This window comes from Sphingomonas sp. Leaf4, assembly GCF_920939515.1.
Classification (GTDB): domain Bacteria; phylum Pseudomonadota; class Alphaproteobacteria; order Sphingomonadales; family Sphingomonadaceae; genus Sphingomonas.
Map to the genome: position 1 here is coordinate 111,577 of NZ_CAKLBB010000011.1, position 22,910 is coordinate 134,486.

At 66.4% G+C, this 22,910-nt stretch carries 21 protein-coding genes and 1 pseudogene; 12 read left to right on the plus strand and 10 right to left on the minus strand.

Annotated elements, in window-relative coordinates:
- Nucleotides 1-5: 5 nt before the first annotated feature.
- Together LRA89_RS16490 and LRA89_RS16495 are read right to left on the minus strand one after the other, a co-directional pair.
- Nucleotides 6-470, minus strand: a complete 465-nt coding sequence (locus LRA89_RS16490) for a hypothetical protein (protein ID WP_230771989.1) — start codon at nt 468-470, stop codon at nt 6-8.
- 11 nt (nt 471-481) lie between these two features.
- Nucleotides 482-715: a hypothetical protein gene (locus tag LRA89_RS16495; protein WP_230771991.1), complete on the minus strand. Its 234-nt coding sequence runs from the start codon at nt 713-715 to the stop codon at nt 482-484.
- 76 nt (nt 716-791) lie between these two features.
- Between LRA89_RS16495 and LRA89_RS16500 the strand changes: the two genes are divergently transcribed.
- The gene (locus LRA89_RS16500) at nt 792-3,086 is read left to right on the plus strand and encodes a TonB-dependent hemoglobin/transferrin/lactoferrin family receptor (protein WP_230771993.1); all 2,295 of its coding nucleotides are present in this window, start codon (nt 792-794) and stop codon (nt 3,084-3,086) included.
- 11 nt (nt 3,087-3,097) lie between these two features.
- Nucleotides 3,098-4,078: a DUF6607 family protein gene (locus LRA89_RS16505; RefSeq protein ID WP_230771995.1), complete on the plus strand. Its 981-nt coding sequence runs from the start codon at nt 3,098-3,100 to the stop codon at nt 4,076-4,078.
- A gap of 86 nt (nt 4,079-4,164) precedes the next feature.
- Here LRA89_RS16505 and LRA89_RS16510 read toward each other — a convergent pair whose 3' ends face one another.
- A complete protein-coding gene (locus LRA89_RS16510; RefSeq protein ID WP_230771998.1) occupies nt 4,165-6,207 on the minus strand; it encodes a TonB-dependent receptor in 2,043 nt (680 codons plus the stop codon).
- 85 nt (nt 6,208-6,292) lie between these two features.
- Between LRA89_RS16510 and mntR the strand changes: the two genes are divergently transcribed.
- Nucleotides 6,293-6,724 carry a manganese-binding transcriptional regulator MntR gene (mntR, locus tag LRA89_RS16515; RefSeq protein WP_055760690.1) on the plus strand — a complete coding sequence of 144 codons (432 nt, stop codon included), beginning with the start codon at nt 6,293-6,295 and terminating at the stop codon, nt 6,722-6,724.
- Between the two features lie 55 nt (nt 6,725-6,779).
- Here the strand turns inward: mntR and LRA89_RS16520 are convergent, their stop codons facing one another.
- Genes LRA89_RS16520 through LRA89_RS16535 form a run of 4 tightly spaced genes read right to left on the minus strand, consistent with a single transcriptional unit; the run spans nt 6,780 to nt 13,910 of the window.
- Nucleotides 6,780-8,741, minus strand: a complete 1,962-nt coding sequence (locus LRA89_RS16520; protein ID WP_230772000.1) for a TonB-dependent receptor — start codon at nt 8,739-8,741, stop codon at nt 6,780-6,782.
- Complete coding sequence (locus LRA89_RS16525) at nt 8,738-10,540, minus strand: iron chelate uptake ABC transporter family permease subunit (RefSeq protein ID WP_230772002.1); 1,803 nt, start codon at nt 10,538-10,540, stop codon at nt 8,738-8,740. The genes LRA89_RS16520 and LRA89_RS16525 overlap by 4 nt, the downstream gene beginning before the upstream one ends.
- Complete coding sequence (locus LRA89_RS16530) at nt 10,537-11,709, minus strand: ABC transporter substrate-binding protein (RefSeq protein WP_230772004.1); 1,173 nt, start codon at nt 11,707-11,709, stop codon at nt 10,537-10,539. The genes LRA89_RS16525 and LRA89_RS16530 overlap by 4 nt, the downstream gene beginning before the upstream one ends.
- Entirely contained in the window at nt 11,709-13,910 is a 2,202-nt protein-coding gene (locus LRA89_RS16535) for a TonB-dependent receptor (RefSeq protein WP_230772006.1), read from the minus strand. The genes LRA89_RS16530 and LRA89_RS16535 overlap by 1 nt, the downstream gene beginning before the upstream one ends.
- A 255-nt stretch (nt 13,911-14,165) precedes the next feature.
- On the opposite strand from LRA89_RS16535, the gene LRA89_RS16540 reads away from it, so the two are divergent.
- Nucleotides 14,166-16,409: a TonB-dependent receptor gene (locus LRA89_RS16540; RefSeq protein ID WP_230772008.1), complete on the plus strand. Its 2,244-nt coding sequence runs from the start codon at nt 14,166-14,168 to the stop codon at nt 16,407-16,409.
- Nucleotides 16,410-16,486: 77 nt separating this feature from the next.
- Here the strand turns inward: LRA89_RS16540 and LRA89_RS16545 are convergent, their stop codons facing one another.
- Nucleotides 16,487-16,873, minus strand: a complete 387-nt coding sequence (locus LRA89_RS16545; protein WP_230772011.1) for a type II toxin-antitoxin system VapC family toxin — start codon at nt 16,871-16,873, stop codon at nt 16,487-16,489.
- Nucleotides 16,870-17,172 (minus strand): AbrB/MazE/SpoVT family DNA-binding domain-containing protein, encoded by a 303-nt coding sequence (locus LRA89_RS16550; RefSeq protein ID WP_230772013.1) that lies wholly within the window; start codon nt 17,170-17,172, stop codon nt 16,870-16,872. Before LRA89_RS16550 ends, LRA89_RS16545 begins: the two co-directional genes overlap by 4 nt.
- Nucleotides 17,173-17,418: 246 nt before the next feature.
- Here LRA89_RS16550 and LRA89_RS16555 point away from each other — a divergent pair, with 246 nt between their 5' ends.
- The 8 genes and pseudogenes from LRA89_RS16555 to LRA89_RS16585 all read left to right on the plus strand — a co-directional run.
- On the plus strand, nt 17,419-17,667 hold the full coding sequence (locus LRA89_RS16555; protein WP_055760669.1) for an AbrB/MazE/SpoVT family DNA-binding domain-containing protein: 249 nt from the start codon (nt 17,419-17,421) through the stop codon (nt 17,665-17,667).
- On the plus strand, nt 17,660-18,049 hold the full coding sequence (locus LRA89_RS16560) for a type II toxin-antitoxin system VapC family toxin (protein ID WP_055760666.1): 390 nt from the start codon (nt 17,660-17,662) through the stop codon (nt 18,047-18,049). Before LRA89_RS16555 ends, LRA89_RS16560 begins: the two co-directional genes overlap by 8 nt.
- On the plus strand, nt 18,046-19,140 hold the full coding sequence (locus LRA89_RS16565) for a site-specific integrase (RefSeq protein WP_230772015.1): 1,095 nt from the start codon (nt 18,046-18,048) through the stop codon (nt 19,138-19,140). Before LRA89_RS16560 ends, LRA89_RS16565 begins: the two co-directional genes overlap by 4 nt.
- A 137-nt stretch (nt 19,141-19,277) precedes the next feature.
- Complete coding sequence (locus LRA89_RS16570) at nt 19,278-19,526, plus strand: recombinase family protein (protein ID WP_443024994.1); 249 nt, start codon at nt 19,278-19,280, stop codon at nt 19,524-19,526.
- A gap of 361 nt (nt 19,527-19,887) precedes the next feature.
- Complete coding sequence (locus LRA89_RS20515) at nt 19,888-20,022, plus strand: hypothetical protein (protein WP_268934936.1); 135 nt, start codon at nt 19,888-19,890, stop codon at nt 20,020-20,022.
- Nucleotides 20,022-20,999: an L-lactate dehydrogenase gene (locus LRA89_RS16575; RefSeq protein ID WP_230772017.1), complete on the plus strand. Its 978-nt coding sequence runs from the start codon at nt 20,022-20,024 to the stop codon at nt 20,997-20,999. The genes LRA89_RS20515 and LRA89_RS16575 overlap by 1 nt, the downstream gene beginning before the upstream one ends.
- A gap of 54 nt (nt 21,000-21,053) precedes the next feature.
- Nucleotides 21,054-21,419 (plus strand): hypothetical protein, encoded by a 366-nt coding sequence (locus LRA89_RS16580; protein ID WP_230772019.1) that lies wholly within the window; start codon nt 21,054-21,056, stop codon nt 21,417-21,419.
- Between the two features lie 225 nt (nt 21,420-21,644).
- Nucleotides 21,645-21,986: pseudogene (locus LRA89_RS16585) on the plus strand (recombinase family protein); the annotation flags it as partial.
- Between the two features lie 397 nt (nt 21,987-22,383).
- Here LRA89_RS16585 and LRA89_RS16590 read toward each other — a convergent pair.
- Nucleotides 22,384-22,530, minus strand: a complete 147-nt coding sequence (locus tag LRA89_RS16590; protein WP_230772036.1) for a hypothetical protein — start codon at nt 22,528-22,530, stop codon at nt 22,384-22,386.
- Nucleotides 22,531-22,910: the final 380 nt, after the last annotated feature.

The window sequence follows — 22,910 nt, forward strand, 5'->3', positions numbered from 1 at the left end:
TTTCGTCAGGCGCCGAAAGGACGGTCGAACGGGCAGGCCGGATCGTCGATCTGCAACGGGTGCGACGGCACCACGAGGATCGCGCCGCACAGTGACCGGACGCTCAGGATGGCCCATGCCAATGCACCGGGCAGCCCATGGGGTATCTCGACGCTACCGGTGCCGGCTATGCACGGCAGCCGGGCGCCGAGGAGGCGGATGACGGCACGCTCGTCCGCGCTGTAGTCGCACGAACAGCAGCATTCGGTGATGAGGCGTCTTCGCAGCAGCGCCTCGGTAAGCTGGAAGACGCTTGCCAACGCCACGCTGCCGGCCGGGGGCAGGCGGAGGTTCTGACCCAGCGCGACGAGGCTTGCCAGCGTGCCACCATCTCCATCGCGATCGTGGAGGCCACGATAATGTCGCAGCAAACGGATAACGACCCGTTCGCCGTCGGTATCGGGACGCTCGATACGCTCCATGAAAGCCATGTTGGTTCCTCTCACCCCGCTTCGAAGGCGAGCGTCGTCGTGAAACTGGCATAGCCGCCCGCGACGTCCGGCCGGAACGCATCCTCGGTGAAGGATTCTTCCAGCGTGATCTGCGTGCGACTGCCGACGTCGAACCGCGCTGGCAGGACATAGGGGATATGCGCCAACGCAGCGGTTGCCGTCGATGCAAGGGCCAGCGCCAGCGCTGCCGATGCCGCCCTGATGATCCCGATCCAATGCTGCATTCCGGCCCTCTCAATCAAGCGCTTGCTAACGCTAGTGACTCGCATTAACGAACAGGAACGAGAAGGGGAAGCGTTAATGACATCCGCATATCTGCTGCGCGGCGTTGCCGTCGCGGCCCTGAACCTCTGCGTCCTGCCGACGATGGCTCCGGCGCAGACCGTTATCCAACCCGCCATGCCCGGTAGCGGTGGCGGAAAGGGCACGTCGGACGACGGCGACATCACCGTGACCGCGACGCGCGGCGAGAAACGGGTGGAGGACGTGCCGCAGACCGTTTCGGTGATCGACGCCGCGACGATCGACGACCGGCTGATCGCCGACATCAAGGATCTCGTCCGCTACGAACCCGGCGTCGCGGTACGCCGTGCGCCGGCCCGCTTCACCGCGGCGGGTGCCTCGACCGGTCGCGATCGCGACAGCGGTTTCAACATCCGCGGGCTGGAAGGGAACCGGGTCCTGATTACCGTCGATGGCGTGCGGGTGCCGGACGCCTTCAGCTTCGGGGCGCAATCGGTCGGTCGCGGCGATTATGTCGATCTCGATCTGCTGAAGTCGGTCGAAATCCTCCGCGGCCCGGCGTCGGCATTGTACGGCAGCGACGGCGTGGCCGGTGCGGTCAGCTTCATCACCAAGGACCCGCAGGATTTTCTGCATGGCGGTCGCCTGGTCGGCGGCGGCGGCCGGGTCGGTTATGATTCGTCGGACGACAGTTGGACCAGGGGCCTGGTCGTGGCCGGTCGGCAGGGCGATCTTCAGGCGATGCTGGCCTATACGCGGCGCGACGGCCACGAATTGGATACCAAGGGCAGCAACGACAGCGCCGATACCGACCGCACCACGCCGAACCCGCAGGATCTCGCCTCGGACGCGCTGCTGGGCCGCCTCGTCTGGAGCCCGAACGATGCGAGCCGGCTACGGCTGACCTATGAACGCTTCGACGCGGTGGTGGATACGAACGTGCTGAGCGCGATCACCAAGGTAGCCTCCGCGTCGCCATCGGCCACGGCCGTGCTGGGGTTGCAGGCGCGCGACACCACCGCGCGCAATCGCGGTACGATCGACTATCGCTATGCCGGTGATGGCCTGGTCAGCGGGGTGCGCGCTGCGGCCTATTACCAGAAGAGCGGTACGGTGCAGACCGGATGGGAGAACCGGGTCGGCACCGACCGCGTCCGCATCAACCGCTTCGACAACGAGGTATATGGCGGCACGCTGCAACTCGAAAGCCGGGCGACGACCGGCCCGGCCACGCACCTGTTCGCCTATGGTGCCGACTATTCGAAGACACGCCAGACCGGCGTGCGCGGCGGCACGGTGCCACCGGCCGGCGAAACCTATCCGACCCGTGCCTTTCCCACGACCGATTACGAACTGATTGGGGTGTTCGCGCAGGACGAGATCGCGATCGCCGACGGGTCGTTGACGCTGTTCCCGGCGATCCGGTTCGACCATTACCGGCTCGATCCGCAGAGCGACCCGCTATTCACGACCTTCGTACCCCGTGGGCAGAGCGGATCGCGGGTTACGCCCCGTCTGGGCGCGGTGGCGCGGGTGACCGATGGCGTCCGGCTCTTTGCGAACTATGGCCAGGGCTTCAAACCGCCCGAGCCGAACCAGATCAACAACGGCTTCGCCAACATCGTCGCCAATTACCGTTCGATCCCGAACCCCGATCTGAAGCCCGAGACGAGCGAGAGCGTCGAGGGCGGTATCCGCCTGACCGGTGCGCGCTGGTCGCTGGGCGGAACGGCGTTCAGCAGCCGCTTCCGCGACTTCATCGATCAGGTGCAGGTGTCCGGCGCGTTCACCGCCGCCAACCCCGCCGTGTACCAGTTCATCAATCGCGGGCGGGTGACGATCGAGGGGCTGGAGGCCCGGGGCGAGGCCCGCTTGCCGGTCGGCGTGGGCGTGCGGGCCGCCGCGTCCTATGCAAAGGGCAGGATGCGCACCGACGGCGTCGCCGGCACCATGCCGCTCGACAGCGTCGAGCCGGTCAAAGTCGTCGCAGGCCTGTTCTACCAGCCCGACGACGGCCCGTTCCGCGCCGAGTTCGTCGCGACGCATTCCGCCGGTAAGGACCTGTCCGACACCAACAACAGTTGCAACGTCGCCGCGCAGCCGGCGGCGGGCACGCGGCCGGCGGTCCCCGGGACGTCCTGTTTCACGCCGGACGGCTTCTGGGTGTTCGATGCCACGGCGTCGCTGCGCATCGGCGAAGCGGCGACGATCCGTGTCGGCATCTTCAACATCACCGACAAACGCTATTTCTGGTGGAGCGACGTGCGCGGGCTGACGTCCACCTCGACCATCCGCGACGCCTTTTCGCAGCCGGGCCGCAATGCCGGCGTCTCCCTGTCCCTCGTCCTGTGAGGTCGATTCCGATGAACGCTTCGTATTTCCTGTTCGCTGCGGCGGGCTTTGCCTCGCTGATGGTGTCGCCCGCGCTGGCGCAGACCGCCGCCCCGGCCCCGATCGCCACGGCGCACTATGGCAATCAGGCGCGCGACCATGCCGCGATCCTGAAGATGGCCGGCACCTTCAAGGTGACGTTCGACATGCGCGAGACGACGCCACTGGTCGCCGGCTACACGCCATATCCGGCCAAGGTCAGCGGCGGACACGAAGTGGTGCGCGCGATCGTCGACACGCCCGGCCATGTCGTTCTCCAGCATCTGCTGGTGGTGAGCGACGGCAACGGCAAGACGATGGTCGTCAAGCACTGGCGGCAGGACTGGACATGGCAACCGGCGACGGTGCTGGTCTATGTCGGTCCGGGGCGATGGGCCGTGCGACCGGTGCCGGACAAGGAACGGCGCGGGGCGTGGTCGCAGACCGTGTGGCAGACCGACGATTCACCCCGCTATGGCGGGATCGGCCGCTGGCGGTACGACGATGGCGCCACCCGCTGGACCAGCGACGAAACCCGCCGGCCCCTCGCGCGTCGCGACGCGACGCGCCATCCGCCCTACGACCATTATGTCGGAACCAACCGGCACGTCCTGACCCCGGCAGGCTGGGTCCATGAGCAGGACAATGCCAAGATCGGCACGAAGGACGGCCGGTCGGCGACGTTCGTCCACGAGTATGTGGTGAACACCTACGTCCCTGCCACCGACTTCCCGATCAAGGCCGCCGACGAATATTGGCGCAAGACGAACGGCTATTGGGCGTCGGTCCGTGCCGACTGGGATGCGGCGATCCGCCGCCGGTCGGGCCTTGCGCTCGGCGAGGTCGCCGATGTCGGTTCGTCGACAGCGCACGAATTGATGCTGCTGGCCGACGATATTATATCCGGGGAGGCAACATCCGTTGGCGCCAGCACCGAAGCGGCAGGCTTGATCGAGACGGGGAATCGGCCATAGCTATATCCAATCCGGCGCAAGCATGAACGAATGGCAAGACCCGGGATGCGCCGCGTTGCGAGACGACGCGGCGAGGGTCTTGTCTCTCACATTCGCAGTTTGATCCCGAGCCGGACCTGCCGTGGCTCGACTGCCCGACTATGGATGCCTTCCACGCCCCCCGGCGCTTCGCCCGGCAGACGCGATGCGTAGAAATAATCGGCATCCGCCCGCCGGGTGTCGAACAGGTTCAGGATGTCGATGCTGACCTCCGCCTTGCCGAAGGTGCGGCCGACACGCGCATTGGCGACCGTGGTGGCCGGTCCGCGTACGCTGTCGTCCTCGATCAGCGGACGCGGACCGATGCGCCGGACCCGTAACGCACCCTGCCACACGCCGGTCGCTACCGTGACGCCGAGCGAGGTGGCCGATTCCACCGCATTGGGAATGCGGTCCGCGCCCGGCGCATCGACGAAGCGCGCGTGGTTGGTCGCATGGATCGCGTCGATCGACAGCCAGCGCAGCGGACGGACGTACAGCGTCGTCTCCCACCCCCGGCGACGGCTCGGGCCGCGCGGTTCCACGGTGCCGCTGTCGCCGAGGAAGACCAGTTCGCCGTCCGAGCGGAGCCACCAGCGGTCGATCGTCAGCACCACGGGGCCGCGCTCGATACGGGTGCCGGCTTCATATCCCGTGCCCCGGACCAGTGCGGGCACCGGATCGCGCTGCGCCACGACGGCGCGCGCATCGTTCGAATGAAAACCCTGTCCGTAATTGGCGTAGACCGCGATACCCGGCGCGACGGTCAGCGCGGCGCTGGCCTTGGGCGTGACGATCGTCGCCCCGGTTTCGCCGTCGATCGCGCTGCCGGCGCGACCGATCGAGCGGAAGCGGAAGTGATCGGCCCGCGCTCCGCCGGTGATCGTCAGCGGCGCGACCGGTTGCCAGCGTGCCTCGGCATAGCCGGACACCGCCGTCTCGCGCACGTCGGCGAGGCTTCGCGTGACGATCCGCCGCCCCCGTTCGGTCTGGTAGAAGCCGAGATCGTCGATCCGGTCGGTGCGGGCGTCGGCCCCGACTGTTAACTGAAGGCGGGTGCCGATCGGCACGCGGTGTCGCACCCGCCCGCCATAGGTCCAGCGCCGCTCGGTCTGCTGCAACTCGTCGCCCCGTACCGGATCGTCGAGAAAGAAGGTGAAGTTGGACAGGAGATCGAACCCATATCGCTGGGCATAGGCCGATACGGCCGTCCGCTCCCCGTCGATCGACAGCGTCGCGATCCGTCGCGACGTGCGCCCGCGCAGGAACGGGTCGAGTGTCCCGAAACGATCGGGCAGCAGCGTCCCGATCGCGCGTACCGGCACCTGTTCGGTCGGTCGCCATGTGGCGTCATAGCTCGACAGACTGGCCCGCAGCGTGCCGAGGCCGGTCACTACCGTATATTTGGCGAAGGCGCCGGCATGACGCAGCCGCTCTGGCAAGGCCCAGACACCGTCGTTCGCTTTCAGCTCGCCCGCGAGGACGAGGTCGCCGCCCACGAACGGCACCGATCCGACCCCCGCGATCCGGCGATAGCCATAGCTTCCCGCCTCCAGCGCGATCGAGGGCGGCGCACGGTCGAGCGTCGTCATCGCGGCCGCCGCGACGAGCGAAAAGTCACCGTCGCGCGCGTCATAGGGTCCCTTGCGATATTCGATCCGGTCGATCGTCTCCGGGATCAGGCCGTTCAGGTCGAGATAGCCCTGCGCATGCGCCTGCGTCGGCAGGTTCATCGGCACGCCGTCGAGCGCGATACTGAAGTCGGTGCCGTGGTCGAGGTTGAAACCACGGATATAATATTGCGCTGCCTTGCCCCCGCCCGAATGCTGCACGGCCAGAAGGCCGGGTACGGCCTCCGCCACTTCGTTGGTGCGCAGCAACGGGCGGGCGCGAATGTCATCGCCCGAGACCGCACCCGCGCTCGCCGCCCGGTCGCGACCGATCCGCCGTTCCCCCCGTGCGGTGACGACGATGTCCGGCGCGGCCGGGGGATCGACCGGTGCCGCATTGCCGGAGGGCGCGTGCGTCGGGGCTTCCTTGTCCGGCATCGGCGCAAACGGTCCGGCGGTCGAAACGCCGAAGGCCAGGCCCAACATCGCTACTACGCTCACCGGAATATCCTCATGCAACAGATATTAGCCAAAGCTAATTTTGATGCAAGATGGATGCAGGCCGGCAAAACTGTCATGATGCCGCATGACCGACGATGCACAGCGCCGAGCCGCCGCCTTTCGCGCGACGCGGGAGGCCCATGCCACCGAGATGGCCGAGGATTATGTCGAGCTGATCGGCGACCTGATGACGCAGTTCGGCGAGGCGCGGCTGATCGATCTGGCGGCGCACATGGGGGTGTCGCAACCGACCGCCGCCAAGATCGTCCAGCGGCTCAAAATACTCGGGCTGGTCGAGAACCGCCCCTATCGTGCCCTTTTCCTGACCGGGGAAGGGGAGGCGCTGGCCGCCCGTTCGCGTGCCCGTCACCATGTCGTCTCGGACTTTCTTCTCGCGCTCGGCATCGACCCGGAAACGGTCGCGATCGATTCCGAAGGGATGGAGCATCATGTCAGCGACACGACATTGGCGGCAATGCGCCGCTTCGTTGCGGACCGGAATGGGCCGACGACGTAGGACGGGGCTTTCGGCATTCCGGCCCCCGGCTTCCCACCCGTGACGATCATCGGCGTCACAGGTCGATCGTGAGATAGGTCGAAATGACGCGCCCCGGAATGATGCGATAGGCTCCGGCCCCTTCGAGGTCGAAGCCGCTCGCATTGCCGACGTTGCTCATCTGCAATCGCAACGTCGCATCGCGTTCCGACAGCCGGAACCGGAACCGGGCGCCAAGATCGACGAGGGTTCGCGCCGGAATCGAAACCCGGTTGTCGCGCGTCGCGGGCAGGCTGCCGACATGCGACACCCCCGCGTCCAGCGACAAGCCGTCCGCCACCGGCGGCCGCCAGTCGAGGTTCAGGTCGAGCGAGCGCGTCGGCAGACCGACCGGTCGTCGCCCCACCCGGCCCAAGGCCACGCCTTCGCCGGTGACGCGGGGGCGCAGCACGACACCGCCCGCCACCACGTTCAGGCGCGACGTCACCGCCCCCGCCGCCGAGAACTCGATTCCCTGGCTGACGACATCGCCCAGGAGATCGAAGCGATTGCCGGCGTCGAGGTTATAATAGGGTTTGCTCAGGTCGAAGACGCCCGCGACCAGCTTGATCGTGTCGGTCAGCCGGTATCGGACGCCGGCATCCACCTGTCGCGTCAGGATGGCGGGCAGGGGCTGGTTGCGGTTCACGGCATTGTCGGGCGCGATGCCGCTTTCCTCCAGCCCGCGCGCGTACCCCGCATAGAAGGCGAGGCGCGGTCCCGCGAAGCCCGCCACCGTCGCATTGTACAGCAGCGGCTGCGACCGGGTTTCGCGCGCGGCATCGCCCGGCGCTTCGAACCGCTTGCGGTACGCGGCGCGCGATAGGCCGAAGCTCAGTTCGCCGACGTCGCGCCAGCGGCCGTCATACGCCATACCATAGGTAAGTTGGCGCACCCGGTCGCGGGTCTGCGCGGAAAAGGCGAAAACCGGTTCGGCCGCGTCGAAACCTTCGCCGATCCGCGTGGGGCCATAGTCGAGATAGGCCGACCCGGCGTAGCGTTGCCGCCGGTCGCGGCCGCGCAGCGACAGGTGGACGACATGCAGCCGCGGCCCCTCCGCCAGCGCGCGGCTGACCCGCAGTTCGCCCGAGAGCGAGACGAACCGGCTGCGCGGATCGGCGATGAGGAGCCGGTCGGCGCGACCGTCCGGCGTCAGATCGGTCAGCAGATGCGCAAAGGTCGACCGGTCGTCGTACAGCGAGCGGAACAGCCCGGCCCGGACCGTCCAGTCGCGCCATGGCGACAGCGTGGCGAGCACGCCCTGAAGACTGCCGACGCTGTTGTAATCGCTCCACGCCGGGCCGTCATAGCGTCGTCGCGGGATGGCCGGCGGCAGATAGGGGCCGGCCGGGATATAGGTCGGACCGGCCTCGTCGTCGATCACCTGACTGCGCGCCCAGAAGGGGATCACCTCGATGTCGGGTGACGGCCGCCAGCGGAGCGACACCGCCTGATTATGCGACCGGTTGTGGGTGCCGTCGGCATAGCTGGTGCGCGACCCCTGCACCCCGAAACCGACGCTGAGGGTCGGTGACAGCGGCAACGCCCCGTCCAGTTCCAGCCCGGCATTACCGTAACTGTCGCCGCTCACGAGGATCGAGAGTGACGCGGTGTCGCCCGGCTTGCGAAAGCTGTAGTCGATGATTCCGGTCGGCGACGGAAAGGGATAGCCCTGCGCCGACAGGCCGACGCGGATCGAGGTCGACTGGCGCAATCGCTGGATGAGGGTGAGGAAGGGATCGAAATACAGCCCCTCGATACGAACGTTGCCCGCCGCGAACGGCGAAAAGCCGCGCACGTTGGCGGAGGAGTAGAGGCCGAGGCTCTCGCGCCCCACGCTGAAACCGAACGCATCCTCGGCCTGCCGCACGGCATTCTCTCCCGCGCGGCCCGGCGGGGTCGGCGGGGCGGTCCGTTCGACCGGCACGGGGGCGACGGGCGCGTCCTGTCCCCACGCGGGGGCCGCGACGAGCGCCAGCGGGATCAGCGCCGCCTTCACGCGACCAGCTCGAACCGCCCGAGCGCGGGCGAGAAGCGGACGGCGGCGGTATCGAACGCGCGCCCGACATGGCCGGCGGCGATCAGGTCCGCCGCGCTGCCGACCGCCATCCCGCCATGGCCGTCGAGCAGCCACACGCTGTCGGCCAGTTGCAGCGACAGGTCGAGATCGTGGCTCGACAGCAGCACGATCCCGCCGGTCGCGCGGGCGTGATCGCGCAGCAGCGCCATCGTCTCGACCCGGCCGGGCAGGTCGAGGAAGGCGGTGATCTCGTCGAGGATCATCAGCCGGGGCGACTGGGCGATCGCGCGCGCGATCATCACGCGCTGTCGCTCGCCATCGGACAGGTCGTCGAACAGCCGCGTGGCGAACGCGGTCGCACCGGCCCGTGCCAGCGCGGCGACGATGCGCTGCCGGTCGTCCGGGGTGAGCCGCCCCTGCCAGCCGGTGAACGGCTGGCGGCCGAGCGATACCACGTCGTCGACGCTCAGCCCGGGGCTGGCGGCACGCTCGGTCAGTACCACCGCCACCTGCTGGGCGCGCGTCTGGGGCCGCATCGCCGCGATGTCCGCATGCTCCAGCAGCGCGGCACCGGCGACCGCGCGTTGCAGCCCGGCGATGGTGCGCATCAGCGTGGACTTGCCCGCGCCGTTGCGACCGAGCACGCAGACGAAGCTGCCCGGCGGCACCGTGACGGCGAGATCGGCGAGCACCGTGCCGCGCGGCGCGCCATAGCCGACCGACAGCGTATCGAGCCGCAGCATCAGCGCTGTCCCCGCATCGTCGGCGAGAAGACCAGCAGCGCGATCACCACCGGCGCGCCGACCAACGCGAGCACCGCGTTGAGGTGCAGGAAATGCTGTTCCCACGGCGCATGGACGACGAGGTCCGCCGTCAGCGCCAGCAGCGCCCCCGCCAGCGCGCCGAGCGGCATCAGCGGTAAAAATCCGCGCGGTGCGGGCGATGGCCCGCGCCAGATGCGGGACGATCAGTCCGACGAACGTGACCGGCCCGCAATAGGCGGTGACGGGCGCCACCAGCAGCACGACCGCCGCCAGCGTCAGGCGGCGCAATCGCGCGACATCGGTGCCGAGGCTTCTGGCATAGGTTTCACCGAGCAGCAGCGCGGTCAACGGCTTGGCGTTGAACAGCGCCAGCGCCGCCCCGGCGGCGACCGGCACCACCAGCATCGGCAGGTCCGCCGGGGTGACGGTCGCGAAATTGCCGTCGTTCCATCCCGAAAAGACGCGCCCGCCGACGCGGTTGGCGAAATGCAGCACCACGCTGACGATCCCCTGCACCGTGAACCCCAGCATCAGCCCGACGACGAGCAGCGTGACCGTTCCCACCCGGCGCGCCAGTGACGCCATCGCCAGCGCGAAGCCGCCGATGCCGATCATCGCGCCCAACGTGATCGACGGCCCTTCGAACGCGCGCAGGAACGCGATCGCCTCCGGTCCCGAAAAGGCGGCGGCCGTCACCAGCAGCGCGACGCCGAGCTGCCCGCCCGCCGTCAGCCCCAGCGACCAGGCATCGGCCATCGGATTGCGGAACAGCGCCTGCATCAGCACGCCGCCCAGCCCGAGCGCGCCGCCCGCGACGATCGCGGTGGCGACACGCGGCAGCCGCAGCCCGGTGACGATCTGTACGGTCGCCGGGTCGCCGTTCCCGGCCAGTGCGTGCAGCGCGTCGCCAAAACCGATGCCGATGCTTCCCCACGACAGCGCGAACACACCCGTGACCAGCACGACGGCGAACAGCGCGGCGCTGCCGATGGCGCTGCGCGTCCCCGGGGTCATCGCGGCACCTTCGTATCGGGGCGGATATACCGGAACGGCTCGGTCCGGAGCGCCGGATGCAGCATCCGCACGAGGTCGCCCAGCACCAGATCGGGCCGGATCACCGCCGTTTCGTAATAGTCGAACGCATCCGCCGCCGGCTTGTGCATCCCGTCGCCGGCGAACACGCAGCCCTCGCGATACGCCCTGAACCGGCGCAGCGTGGCGATGTCGCGATACGGGATCGAATGGGTGTCGCGCAAAATCCAGCAATCGGCGTCCGCGCCTTGCGCGATCAACTGTTCGGTCGAGATCCGGTTGAAGCTGTCCTTGCGCGGATCGTCCGGCCCCTCGAACAAATTGCGGCCGTTGGCGTCGCGTAGCAGTTTGGCATCGGCGTTGCGGATCGTCGGGTTCCACTGGTCGCCGCCGCCGAACCACGCGGCGATGACCGACCGGGTCGGCTGCGCGGCGGCGGCGGCCTTGAGGACCGCGACCTTGCGCGCGACCATGTCGGCGAAGGCGTTCGCTTCCCGCTCGCGTGCCGTCAGCATGCCGATCAGCCGGACGTAGTCGACCCGGCCCATGTAATCCGGTTCGTTGTCGAGGAAGATCGGCACGACCGGCACGCCCAGCGCCGCGATGCGCGGCATCGCGGCGACGCTCTTCATGTCCTCCATGCTCATCAACAGCACGTCGGGCTTCGCGGCGACCAGCGCGTCGAGGTCGGGCGGGCTGTGCCAGCCATAGCCGATCTGCCGCACCGCCCCCGACCGCACGCGAGCGCGCAGCGCGTCGTCCCACGACTTGACACCGCCCACCGCCACCAGTCGGTCGTTGACGCCCAGCACCCTCGTGATCGCCTCATGGAACGCGGTGTTGCTGGCGATCCGCATCACCGGGGTGCGGATCAGCGTCGCGCCGGCGAGGTCGCCGGTCAGCGGCGGTGCCGTGCCCGTGCGCGGGACCAGTACGATCCGCTGGAACTGCTCCTCGCCCACCGCATCGCCGCCCCAGTTGACCACCGACGCCGTCAGGTCGACGACGCGGTAGCCATCACGTTCGACCACGCGGAAGGTCCGGGCAAAAGGCATCTCGACCTCGTGTCCAGCCACGGGTTCGCGCGGCCCCGTCGCGGCAGGCCGGTCGCAACCCGCCAGCAGCGCCAGCAAGAGCAGCAGCACCCGCATCAGAACCCCGCCCTGAGCGTCGCGCGGAACTGGCGCGGCGGTCCCGGCGTGGCATAGGTCGGGGCGGTCGTGCCGCCGAAGAAGAAGCCATAGCGCTCGTCCAGCGCGTTCAGCAGCGTGAGGTCGAGCGCCATTCCCTGCCAGCGCGGCGGCGCGATCCGGGCGCCCAGCGTGACCAGACTATAGCCGCCGCCGGCCACGCGATTGTCCGCGGTGATCCGGTAATCGTCATACCATTCGAGGATGCCGCGCGCCGACAGCCATGACGCGACCCGTTGCTCGCCCGCGATATAGACGATGTTGGGCGCGATTCCCGTCGGCGTCGTACCCGACAGATCGAGCGGGCCGGCAAACTCCTGGACGACATAGTCCTTCCAGCGCGGCGCGACATGGGTGTAGCTGATCTGCACCGACGTGCCGTCGCGCGGGCGGATGTCGAGTGCCGCCTCCACCCCCTTGCTCTCATAGCGGTCGCCATAGGTGATGAGGTTCGATGGCTGGGTGAAATCGTTCGCCGCCGCCGGATTGGGGATGATCGAACGGCGGTTGCGCTGCGTCGACCAGAAGCCGGTCAGCGAGAAGCCGAGCGTGTCGTCCAGCGCGCGGCCTTTCCAGCCCAGCTCGACGCTGTCGAGCGTCGTCGGCCGCTGTTCGGGCCGGGCATATTGGTCGGCATTCCATTCGAACGTCGGCCCGAAGTTCGAATTGAACCCCCGGCCATAGGAGGCATAGACCTGCCCCGCGCCATAGCGCCACGACAGCGCCGCCTTGGGCGAGAAGGCGCTGGCGGTCGCCGCGTCGCGCGATCCGTCGAACTTGTCCGCGATGGGAAAGAAGCGCGCCGCGCGCCGGAACCGGTCGTAGCGGCCGCCGACCGTCAGGAACCAGCGGTCCGACAGGGCGATCTCGTCCTGCGCGAAAGCGGAGACATAGGTGGTGACGAGCCGGTTGCGGCTCAGCGGATCGTCGATGACGAAACACGGCGCGCCCGCATTGGCCACGCCGCCGCGCACGTAATCGATCTCCACCGAATAGAAGGTGAAGCCGCAGGCGGGGGTAAAGCCATTCTGCCCCGACCAGCGATTGTCGGCGCGTGACAAGGCGCGCTCGCCGGTCACGCCAGCTACGATGCGGTGCGCGCCCGCTTCGTAGCGCGCGGTCAGCTCGCCGTACGCGACATCGAATTTCTGCGCGCCGTAGAAGCCGTTGATGCCGAAGATCCCGCGATCCGGGGCGAAGCCGAACGGGTCGTAGAAGTTCAGCCGGTTGTCGAAGTCGAACCGGCGATATTGTCCGGTCGCGGTCAGCGTCAGCGCGTCGCTTGCGCGATGTTCGACGCGCAACGCGGCCAGCCCGCCCTCGACCACCGAACGCGGATCGAGATACCCGTTGAACGCACGCCGTCCGCCGGCGACATCGATTGGCTGGCCCCGCGCATCGAGCGGAAGGACGCTCGGCGTCTCCGACCGGCGATCGAGATAGGTGCCGTACAGCGACACGTCGGTGCGCGCGTCCAGCGACCACACGAGCTTGGCGAACAGGTTCAACTGCCGCCGCGCGCCATTCGCGCGCCAACCGCCGTAATCTTCGTACGCCGCCGTCGCGATCAGCCCCAGATCGTCGCCGATCCGCCGCGACACGGCCAACTCGCTCCGGTAGTAATCGTCGCTGCCGCCGGTTGCCGTCATCTCGATCCGGTCGGCGCCCGGCGCGCGCGTGACATAATTGACCGCGCCATACAGAGCGCCGCGACCGTACAGAGCCGACGCCGGCCCCTTCACCATCTCGACCCGCGACAGGGCGGGGTAGGGGACGATCCCCAGCGCGCCTTCCTCGTTCAGATCGAACGGCATCCCGTCGATCAGCGTCAGATAGCCCTCGGTCCCGTTCGATCCGCGGATCGAGACGTACGGAAATTCGTCGCCATCGCCCTCGCCACGACGGAACGACACCCCCGGCACGCCGCGGAACTCATCGGTTCCGAAGGTGAAGCCGTCGCGCCGGAGCGTGTCGACGTCCTTCACCGTCACGTCGGCCGGCACGTCGACCAGTCGCTGTTCGCTGCGCGTCGCGGTGACGACGATCTCGGCGCGGTCGTCGTCCTCATCCGCCGCTTGGGCACGAGCAGGTGTCGTCGTTCCAACGATCGCCGCTACCGTCCCGCTGGCAAGCAACCGCCGTAGCAGGCGGATCCGCCCCATCCCCCTTCCCCCCATCACACCCCGAATAACGTGTCGTCTATCAACATTATGATATAACATAACTCGTATTGGCAACGGATAATTGACGATGCGAATATGTCGCGATCCGGGACCGATCGATCCTCGGTGATCGCCGTCCATTCCGGTCGTTCCCGCGCAGGCGGGCAAGCCGAAGCATGATCCAGTCAGATACCATCTTGATTGTTACGTTATAACACAACATAGGACGCGCCCTTATTTGGGGGTTCATTACCGATGTTACCTGATCTGATCCTGCTGGCCGTGGCCGCAGGAACCGCTTCCGCACAGCCCGAGCCGGGCAAGTCGCCGTCCACGATCGTCGTCGAAGGGCAGCGTCCCGAACCGGTCGATGCCGACCATCTGTCGAGCGCGACCGGCACGAGCATCGCCGGGGCCGAACTGGATCGGCGCAAGGCGCCGACTCTCGGCGAAACGCTGGCGCGGGTTCCGGGAATCCATAATGATTATTTCGGTCCGGCGGTCGGCCGGCCGACGATTCGGGGGCAGGCCGGCGGGCGGGTCGCGGTGCTGATCGACGGCCTGCCCACGCAGGACGCATCGGGGCTGGGCGCCGAACATGCCGCCGCGGTCGAACCGTTCCTCGCCGAGCGGATCGACGTGCGCAAGGGCAGTGCCGCCGTCCCCTATGGCGGCGGCGCGATCGGCGGCGCGGTGAACGTGATCGACGGCCGCATCCCGACGCAGCGACATGCGGGAGCACCGACCGGGCGGGCCGAACTGCGCACCGGCGACAATGTCGGCGTGACGACCATGGCCCGGATCGCCGGCGGAAAGCGCGCGTTCGCATGGCATCTCGACGGGCTGTACCGCTATCAGGGGGATCAGGCGATTCCGGGCCGGGCCAAGGCGGATACCTGTCGGAGCTGGCCGTCACTCGTCGCGGCCACGCCGCTCCAGACATTGTGCCAGGTCCGTCTGGCCCGGCCGACCTTCGTATTCGATCCCGTGACGCGCCGCTTCGTCGACCGGACGCCGGTGTCGGGACAGATCATCACCAACCTCGATCCGGTGGGCGATGCCGACGGGCGGCTGCCCAACAGCGCGATCCGCACCACGGCGGTGACGGCGGGCGGCAGCGTGATCGTCGATGGCGGGTTTCTCGGCCTGTCGGTCGGTCGCTACGACAATAGCTACGGCGTGCCCGGCTTCACCCTCATCACGGCGTCGCGATCCGGGGCCAGCCCGATCGACGTGATGGTCGGGCAGACCCGTTTCGACCTGAAGGGCGCGTTGTATGATCCGCTGCCCGGCGTCGCGGCGGTCACGCTGCGCGCGGCGCATGTCCGCTCACGCGACCGCGAACGCCTGCCCGACCGCGACTGGAGCCGGTTCGACGGCAATGGCGAAGAGGCACGCATCGAGATCGCGCATCGCCCGCTCGGGCCGCTCAGCGGATCGATCGGCGGGCAGATCGCCGATCGCAGCCTGCGTACCGCCGAGACGACGTCCTATCTGCCCAGCGTCGCCACGGCCGAACGATCGGCGTTCCTCGCCGAACGGCTGACGCTGTCGCCGCTGACGCTGAGCGGTGGCATTCGCTATGACCGGATACGCTACGACCTCGACGAAGCCAGCGTGCGCGCCGGGCGGGGGCAGGGGGCGGCCTATGCCCGCGATGCCGGTTTCCACCTGCTGAGCGGCGACGCCGGCGCGCGGCTGTCGCTGTTCAAGATACTATCTCTGCACGGGCGCTGGTCGCACGCCGAACGCGCGCCGGGGATCAACGAGCTCTATGCCAACGGCAACCATTTCTCGATCCTGACCGAGGAACAGGGCGACGGACGGTTGCGCAAGGAACGGGCGGAAACGATCGAGGCCGGCGGCGGGATCGACACGACATGGCTGTCGGCGGCGGTGTCCGCCTATCGCACGCGGTTCGTGGACTATCTCTATCTCGGCAATACCGGCATCTCGCGGACGCTGCCGGTGCGCGAATGGCGACAGGGCGATACCCGCTTCCGCGGAACCGAGGGGGAGGCGACGCTGCGCGCGGCGACCGGCATCGGCCGGTTCGCGCTGCACGGCTTCGGCGATTATGTGCAGGTCCGCCCGGTATTCACCCTGCCCGACGGCTATAGTCCGTTCGCGAGCGGTGCGACCGCCGCGTTCGATCGCCAGTATTTCCGCCAGCGGCTCGACGGCGACCATCTGCCGCGCACGCCGATGTCACGCTATGGCGGCGATCTGGGTTGGGAGGGAGCGGCACTGCGCGCCTCGCTCGGCGCGGTCCGCTACCTGCGGCAGACCGATGTCGGCAAGGGCGAGCCGGTGTCGGACGGATTCACGCTGGTCGACGCGCACGTCGCCTATCGGTTCGGCACGGGCGCGCGCTACGAGGCGTTCGCCGATGTCGCCAACCTGACGAACGCGGAAGCGCGGTTGCACAATTCGTTCCTGCGACTGCGCGCGCCGCTACCCGGACGTGCGGTGGCGCTGGGGGTGCGCGCGGCGTTCTGACCCGTTGCCCCCGGCTTGCGTCTCGCATGCGGCCGGGGGAATAGGTCACTCATCCCGATGGCCTATCGCCTGGTGGCCTATCGGATGTGCTCGACCTTCAGGTTCTTGACCTTCACCTTTTTCCACTCGCGATCGGCGGTGAGGGCAGGGACACCAAGCTGCACCGCCAGCGCGAGGCAGGAACGGTCGCCAAGGCCGCGGCCATATTGGCGCGTCTGGGAATGCAAGGCAGCGGCGGCGTAGGCTGCCTCGACATCATGGGCACGAACATCGAGGCGAAGCTCGTCGAGCAATTCGCGGGTGGTGGTTTCGTCGAGACCGCTGAGCAGCAGTTCCTTGATGACCTCCTGCAAGTTGACCGCAGAAATCGCGGCACGCCCGACATGGGGTGCGACCATGTCTGCGCCGGGTTCATCCCGTACGAGCGCAAGCACCGCAGATGCGTCGAGGACGACAGACGTCATTGTACATCTCGGTCCATTGCATCGGATGCGCCCTCGCCAAGATCGGCAGCAGCTTCGGCCTTCCGGTCGATCAGGAAATCATCGGTCGTCCGCGTCTGCTTGGCATGTTCGCGATACAGCGCCTGGGCACGGGACACGCCATGCCCGATCGGGGACAGGCGGACCTGATCGTCCTCAACCGTGAGGATGACCTTAGCATCACCATGCAGACCCATCGCCTTTCGTACCGATGCCGGCAGGATCATGCGACCATTTCCGGCCACTTTTACATCCATGCTCCGTGTTGCCATTGCCAACATATCCTATCTTTAACTGTGTTGGCCATATGTCACATTATAAAAAGTGGCACAAGGTTAGCTAGAGCCATACCGGCACAACATGACATATCGAACCCCTTTGTCTGAGCATACCCAGATAGGGCATTACCTCATGCAAATAGCGATAACGTGTGCTTATCGCGTTTCGGTGGAGCATCGTTTCCAGTAGCGCACTATAGTTATAACCAGTATTCGTCGCGTCTAGTGTAGCGAGACGAGGAAGCAGCTATGGGCGTCTTGAAGGGACGGGTTATCGCAGGTGGCCGCATCGCGCTGCCCGCCGATGTCCGCAAGCACCTGGGGCTGGCTGAAGGCGATACCGTCTATTTTTCAGTGGAGGGCGACGAGCTGCGCGTCCGATCGGCAAAGTCCGCACTGCGCCGCATACAGGAGCAATTGCGCCGCTACCGTCCGGAACAGGGCAACCTGTCGGACGAACTGATCGCGGATCGCCGTGCCGAGGCTGCCGGTGAATAAGCTGCGTTACGTCCTGGACTCGTCCGCCCTGTTGTGTGTGATGTTCGAAGAAGAGGGTGCCGAGCATGTCGCGGCGCGACTGCCCGGTGCGATGATCAGCGCCAGCAACTACGCAGAGGTGGTCGCCAAGCTGGTCGACCGCGGCATGCCGCCCGCCGATATTGTCACGATTATGGCCGATCTCGACATCGAGGTGGTCCCGGTCGATCGGCAGCAAGCGGAGCTTGCAGGGCTGATGCGGGCAACGACGGCAGGACTTGGTCTGTCGTTGGGCGATCGTGCCTGCCTGGCATTGGCGCAGATTCGCCGGACCACGGCACTGACAACGGATCGCGTCTGGTCGAACCTTGAAATCGACGTCACGGTCGAGCAGGCGCGATGAGTGGGAGTGCGTTGCAGGCACGGTCCCAGCACGAGAAGGCGCTCGTACCCTGTCTTCTGGAAGAAGAAGTCGCACGCGCGCGGATGTATGTGGAAGCCGCGCGCTCGAGCGCGACAAGACGTGCCTATGCTGCTGACTGGAAAACCTTCGCCCTTTGGTGCGCGGCGCGTGGCCTGTCCGCTTTACCGGCTTCTCCCGCGTCGGTCGCCGTCTTCATCTCCAGCATGAAAGATGGTGACCCTGCTGCATCCCCGCCGCGTCTGCCCAAGAAGATTTCCACGCTCTCGCGCTATCTGGCGGCGATCAACGACCGCCATCGCGAGGCAGGCTATCTCACGCCCGGCGACCAGGACGGCGGTTACCAGTTGCGCAGGACCTTCGCCGGTATCCGTAACACCCACGGGGCCCGCCCCCGGCAGAAGGCGGCGGCGGATGGCGATCAGCTTGGTCGAATGCTCGCCGGCATTGCAGGTGACGACGTCCGCAGTGTCCGCGATCGCGCGTTGCTGGCGATCGGGATGGCGGCGGCCCTGCGGCGGTCAGAACTCGTCGCCTTGACCTTTACCGATGTACAGATCGTGCCAGAAGGCTTGCGCCTCTTTATCGCCCGGTCGAAAACGGATCAGGCAGGCCTTGGCGTTTGGATTGCCGTCCCCGAGGGCAAACGAATACGGCCAAAGGCGCTGTTACTGGAATGGTTACGGGTCGGCCGCGTCACCGACGGGCCGCTGTTCCGCAAGCTGGCACAGATCCGTGTTGCCGACCGGGACCCGGCCTCGCAGGAAAGGGTGAGAACCGCCGATGGCAAGCCCGCGTGGTGCCGGGTGGAGGATCGCGTGCAGCCGGCGGCGATGAGCCCGCAAGGCGTGGCCCTCGTCGTCAAGGCGCGCGCGCATGCCGCCGGTCTCGATCCGGCGTTGTTTTCCGGTCATTCGCTGCGCTCCGGGTTTCTTACCGAGGCGGCACGGCAGCCCGGTGCCAATGTCTTCAAGATGCGCGAGGTCAGCCGGCACAAGTCGCTCGACATCCTCAGCGCCTATGTCCGTAACCACGATGCGTTCCGGGATCATGCCGGTCAACAATTCCTGTAACCGTACTTCTCGGCAAACTCTGGCACTGCGACGGCATGATGAGATCGGCACTGTTGGCCAGGCTACTTGAACTTGCTTCGAATTCATCTGACCCGACATCGTGTCACAGGGTAGCTTAAGTATATCTGACGGAGCCAATGAACTATGCCGGCCAGCAGATGAACACGATTGTCCAAGCCGCGCGGGTGTATTTACGTATGAGTACCGGCGAGCAAGATTTGGCCCGGCAGGACGCGATCATTGCTGGCGCGTGGGCAGCCGGCTTCTATGTCGCGGCGGTGTACCGTGAGAAGGCGTCGGGCGCACGACCGGATCGGCCCGGACTGCTGTTCGAGCAAGCGCATGCGGGTATCGTGAGGGTATCAAGGCGCACGCAGCAATTTTAGATTGGCGGATTTGTGCGGGGTCGGAGACGAGGCGGCGGACAGGGTGTCCGCTCTTTCGTATTGCAGCAGGCAAACGTGCCCTCGCGGATTGCGGTATGGGCGAATGTTTCCTTTTGCAACGGCCGGTCGCGGGGGCGTCCCGCGCGGACGCAATAGTGGTATGCCGTACAGTGCCGCAAATCGCGCTTTCGCCAACGCACGCCCGATTAGGTACAACCGGAAATCTGCGGTATAGCTACAACACCTCCGCACACTGCCACGGCGCAGCGGAGGCAGAGAGACGCAAGTGCTCCCGCTCTGTGGGAGAATTGCTATGAGCACACGTGCGTACCATCATCGTCGCGCTCTAATCGAACAGACGATGGCAGATCTCGCGAACAGTGCCGTTGCTCGCATTTGTCACGACAAGCTGGCCGTTTTGCACCGCTTGTTGGAGGCGGCCGGTGCCGTCGAAGCAGAGAGCGCGGCGCCGTTCCCGGCGGCGATCGCGTCATGATGGCACCCATGCAGGCACCGCCTTCGGGTCGGGTCGCATTCATTGGCGCAGGGCACGTCGGCGCAACCGCTGCGTATGCGATGATGTTGAGAGCGCTGTTTCGCGAGATCGTGCTGGTCGACAGCAACGCGGCTCTTGCAGCAGCCGAGGCTGCCGACCTCACCGATGCGAACGCGCTTGCCAGGCCTGCACGGATTTGGGCCGGTTCCTACGAGGATGCCGCGACAGCGGATATCGCGGTGGTTACAGCCGGAGCGGCCTCACACGGGAGTGAGACACGGCTGTCGCTCGCCTCGCGCAGCGCGGTTATCGTCGAGGATTGCGTAAAACATCTGGCGGACGCTGGTTTTGCCGGTGTGTTGGTAATCGCGTCTAATCCGGTTGACCTGATGACGATGATTGCCATCCGCTACGCCGGGCTGCCCCGACACAGGGTCATTGGTACAGGTACTCTGCTCGACACCAGTCGGCTCAAGCAGAGCCTGTCCGCAGCGCTCGACCTCTCAGCCGGAGCGATCGACGGTTACGTGCTGGGGGAGCACGGCGACAGCGAAGTGGCGGCGTTCTCGACGGTTCGGATTGGTGGGCAGCCACTAGGTGATTTCATCGATACCGGTAGCCCGCTCGATCTGCCGGCGTTGGGCGAGCATGTCCGCGACGCCGGTTATCGCATCGTCACTGGCAAAGGCTTCACATCCTTCGGCGTTGCCACCGCCATCGTTCGCATTTGCGAGGCAGTGGTCCGGGACGAACGGTCGGTGTTGCCTGTTACCGCATGGATCGAGCATGGATATGGCATGCGCGACATATGCCTGAGCCTGCCGTGCATCGTCGGCGCTGGTGGCACCGAACGTGTACTATTCCCGGCGCTCGATGCTGACGAGGAAGCCGCGTTACGCGCGTCTGCTGCGAAACTGACCGAGGCCTTTGCCACGCTGGATAGCGACAAGGGGCATCAAGGCTCTGGCATCCGCTGATCCACGAGGGCGAACGAAGGGTATTCATCGCGCTACGACGGGTATCAGCGTTGTATGAAGCAGCTAGAATTAGCCGTCGCGGCGGACGGCGTGTCCGCCGTCTTGCACCGCGTGATGAACGCTTCCTGGAACGGTTATCGAAAAGGGCGGGGCATGCCAACGACAAAGCAGACTTTTGCCAACAGGACCGAAGGTCCAATCTACGTGTCGGTGGAGCCTTGGCCCGAGTGCTTCGAACTCGAACCTGGTGAAAAAATGACACTTAGCTGGAACATGCCTACGGATGGCGATGCTATGCTGGTTGAATTCATCAACAGTCGGGAACTCGTGGTTTGGCCGAACGGTGAGATTGACGACATTCAATATCTTATGAACGGTGAACCTGCTCCAGATAGAAGCTGGACCTTAAAACATCGTTGACGAACACCAAGACTGACCTGCAACTGCTGGTATCCCCTGGGTATCATCGTGGATCGTCTCCGCCAGAACGGCGCACTTCTGGGATCTTGCAAGTACAACGACAGAGCATACCCGTATCGGACGTTTGCGATCGGACGTATTCGCCGTTCGATCAGGGTCGTTCGCAGGGATATTGAGCATATGGCCTGCTGAGTCTGGAAGCTGCTGGAACAGATTGGGGCTCCGATGGCGTTTTTCGGCTATGCGCGCGTGTCCACGACCGATCGGGATCTCGGCATTCAAGAAGCGGCGCTTCGTGCTGCCGGATGTCAGACGATCCGGTCGGAGAAGAAGTCGGGCACGGAGCGCGGCACCCGCACCGAGTTGCAGATCCTGCTTGATTCCTGCGCGAAGGCGACACGCTGGTCGTTACCCGCATCGACCGGTTGGCGCGCTCGATGAAGGATCTGCAGGACATCGTTCATGAGCTGAAGGGCAGGGGGGTCGCGCTGAAAGCGACCGATCGACACCGCCACGGCAGCGGGCAAGGCGTTCCTCGACATGCTCGGTGTTTTCGCCGAGTTCGAGACGAACCTGCGACGAGAACGGCAGGCCGAAGGGATCGCCGCTGCCAAGGCGCGCGGCGTCTACAAGGGCGGCAAGCCGCAGATCGATCCGGAGGCCGTCAGGAAGCTGGCCGCCGATGGCATACGACCCGCGCATATCGCGCGGTACCGTTTATCCGTTCCTGCCAACGTCGGTAGCGAGCCCGAACGAGCCCTTGTCATCGCAGGCCAACCGTCCGCATGGTGCCGTGACCGATGCCGATCCGTCCTGAGCATCTTTTGCTCTACCCGATCGACTGGCGACATATCTCCCACTTCGTCCGGTTCGTCCGCGCCAAGGGCTGCTGCGAGCATTGTGGCCGGCGCCACTTCCAATGCGTATTCCACATGGGGGACGGGCAATGATGGGATAGGGAGCATCAGTGCTGGCGCAACGGGCGGGGCGGCGGGTTCGCCGTCCATGCGGCGAGGCGCCCGGCACGGACGGTGGTCGCCCAACCGATCTGCCGCTCGCTGCCGGTCAGCGTTGGCAGGTCTAGATGCGCGATCTCCACGCCGTCGCGCACCGCCGCCTTTGCCTGTTCTGCCTGCTTGTCGGCGATGAAACAGGCAGAGCAGGCTCGCCGCCACCCACGGCACCGGGCTGTACGGCATCGCGAACGGACACAGGCTGCAGTGTATCGCACCGAGATCGACTTCGCCGGTGACGAGGTCACGATCCGCGACGCCTGGCTTGGCTATCGGGGTAGGACCGGTCTTGGCGAACTCAGCGTGGTTGGCGGCAACAAGCTCAACGACCGGTCGCTCGACGGTGCAACCTCGCTCACCTCGATCCCCTTTGCCGAACGGGACACGGTCGCCAACCTCATCGCGCCGCAAGGCGGCAGCTACGGTGTCGGTGTCTTCGCCGCGCTCGGATCGCGGCTTCCTGCATCTGGGCGGTTGG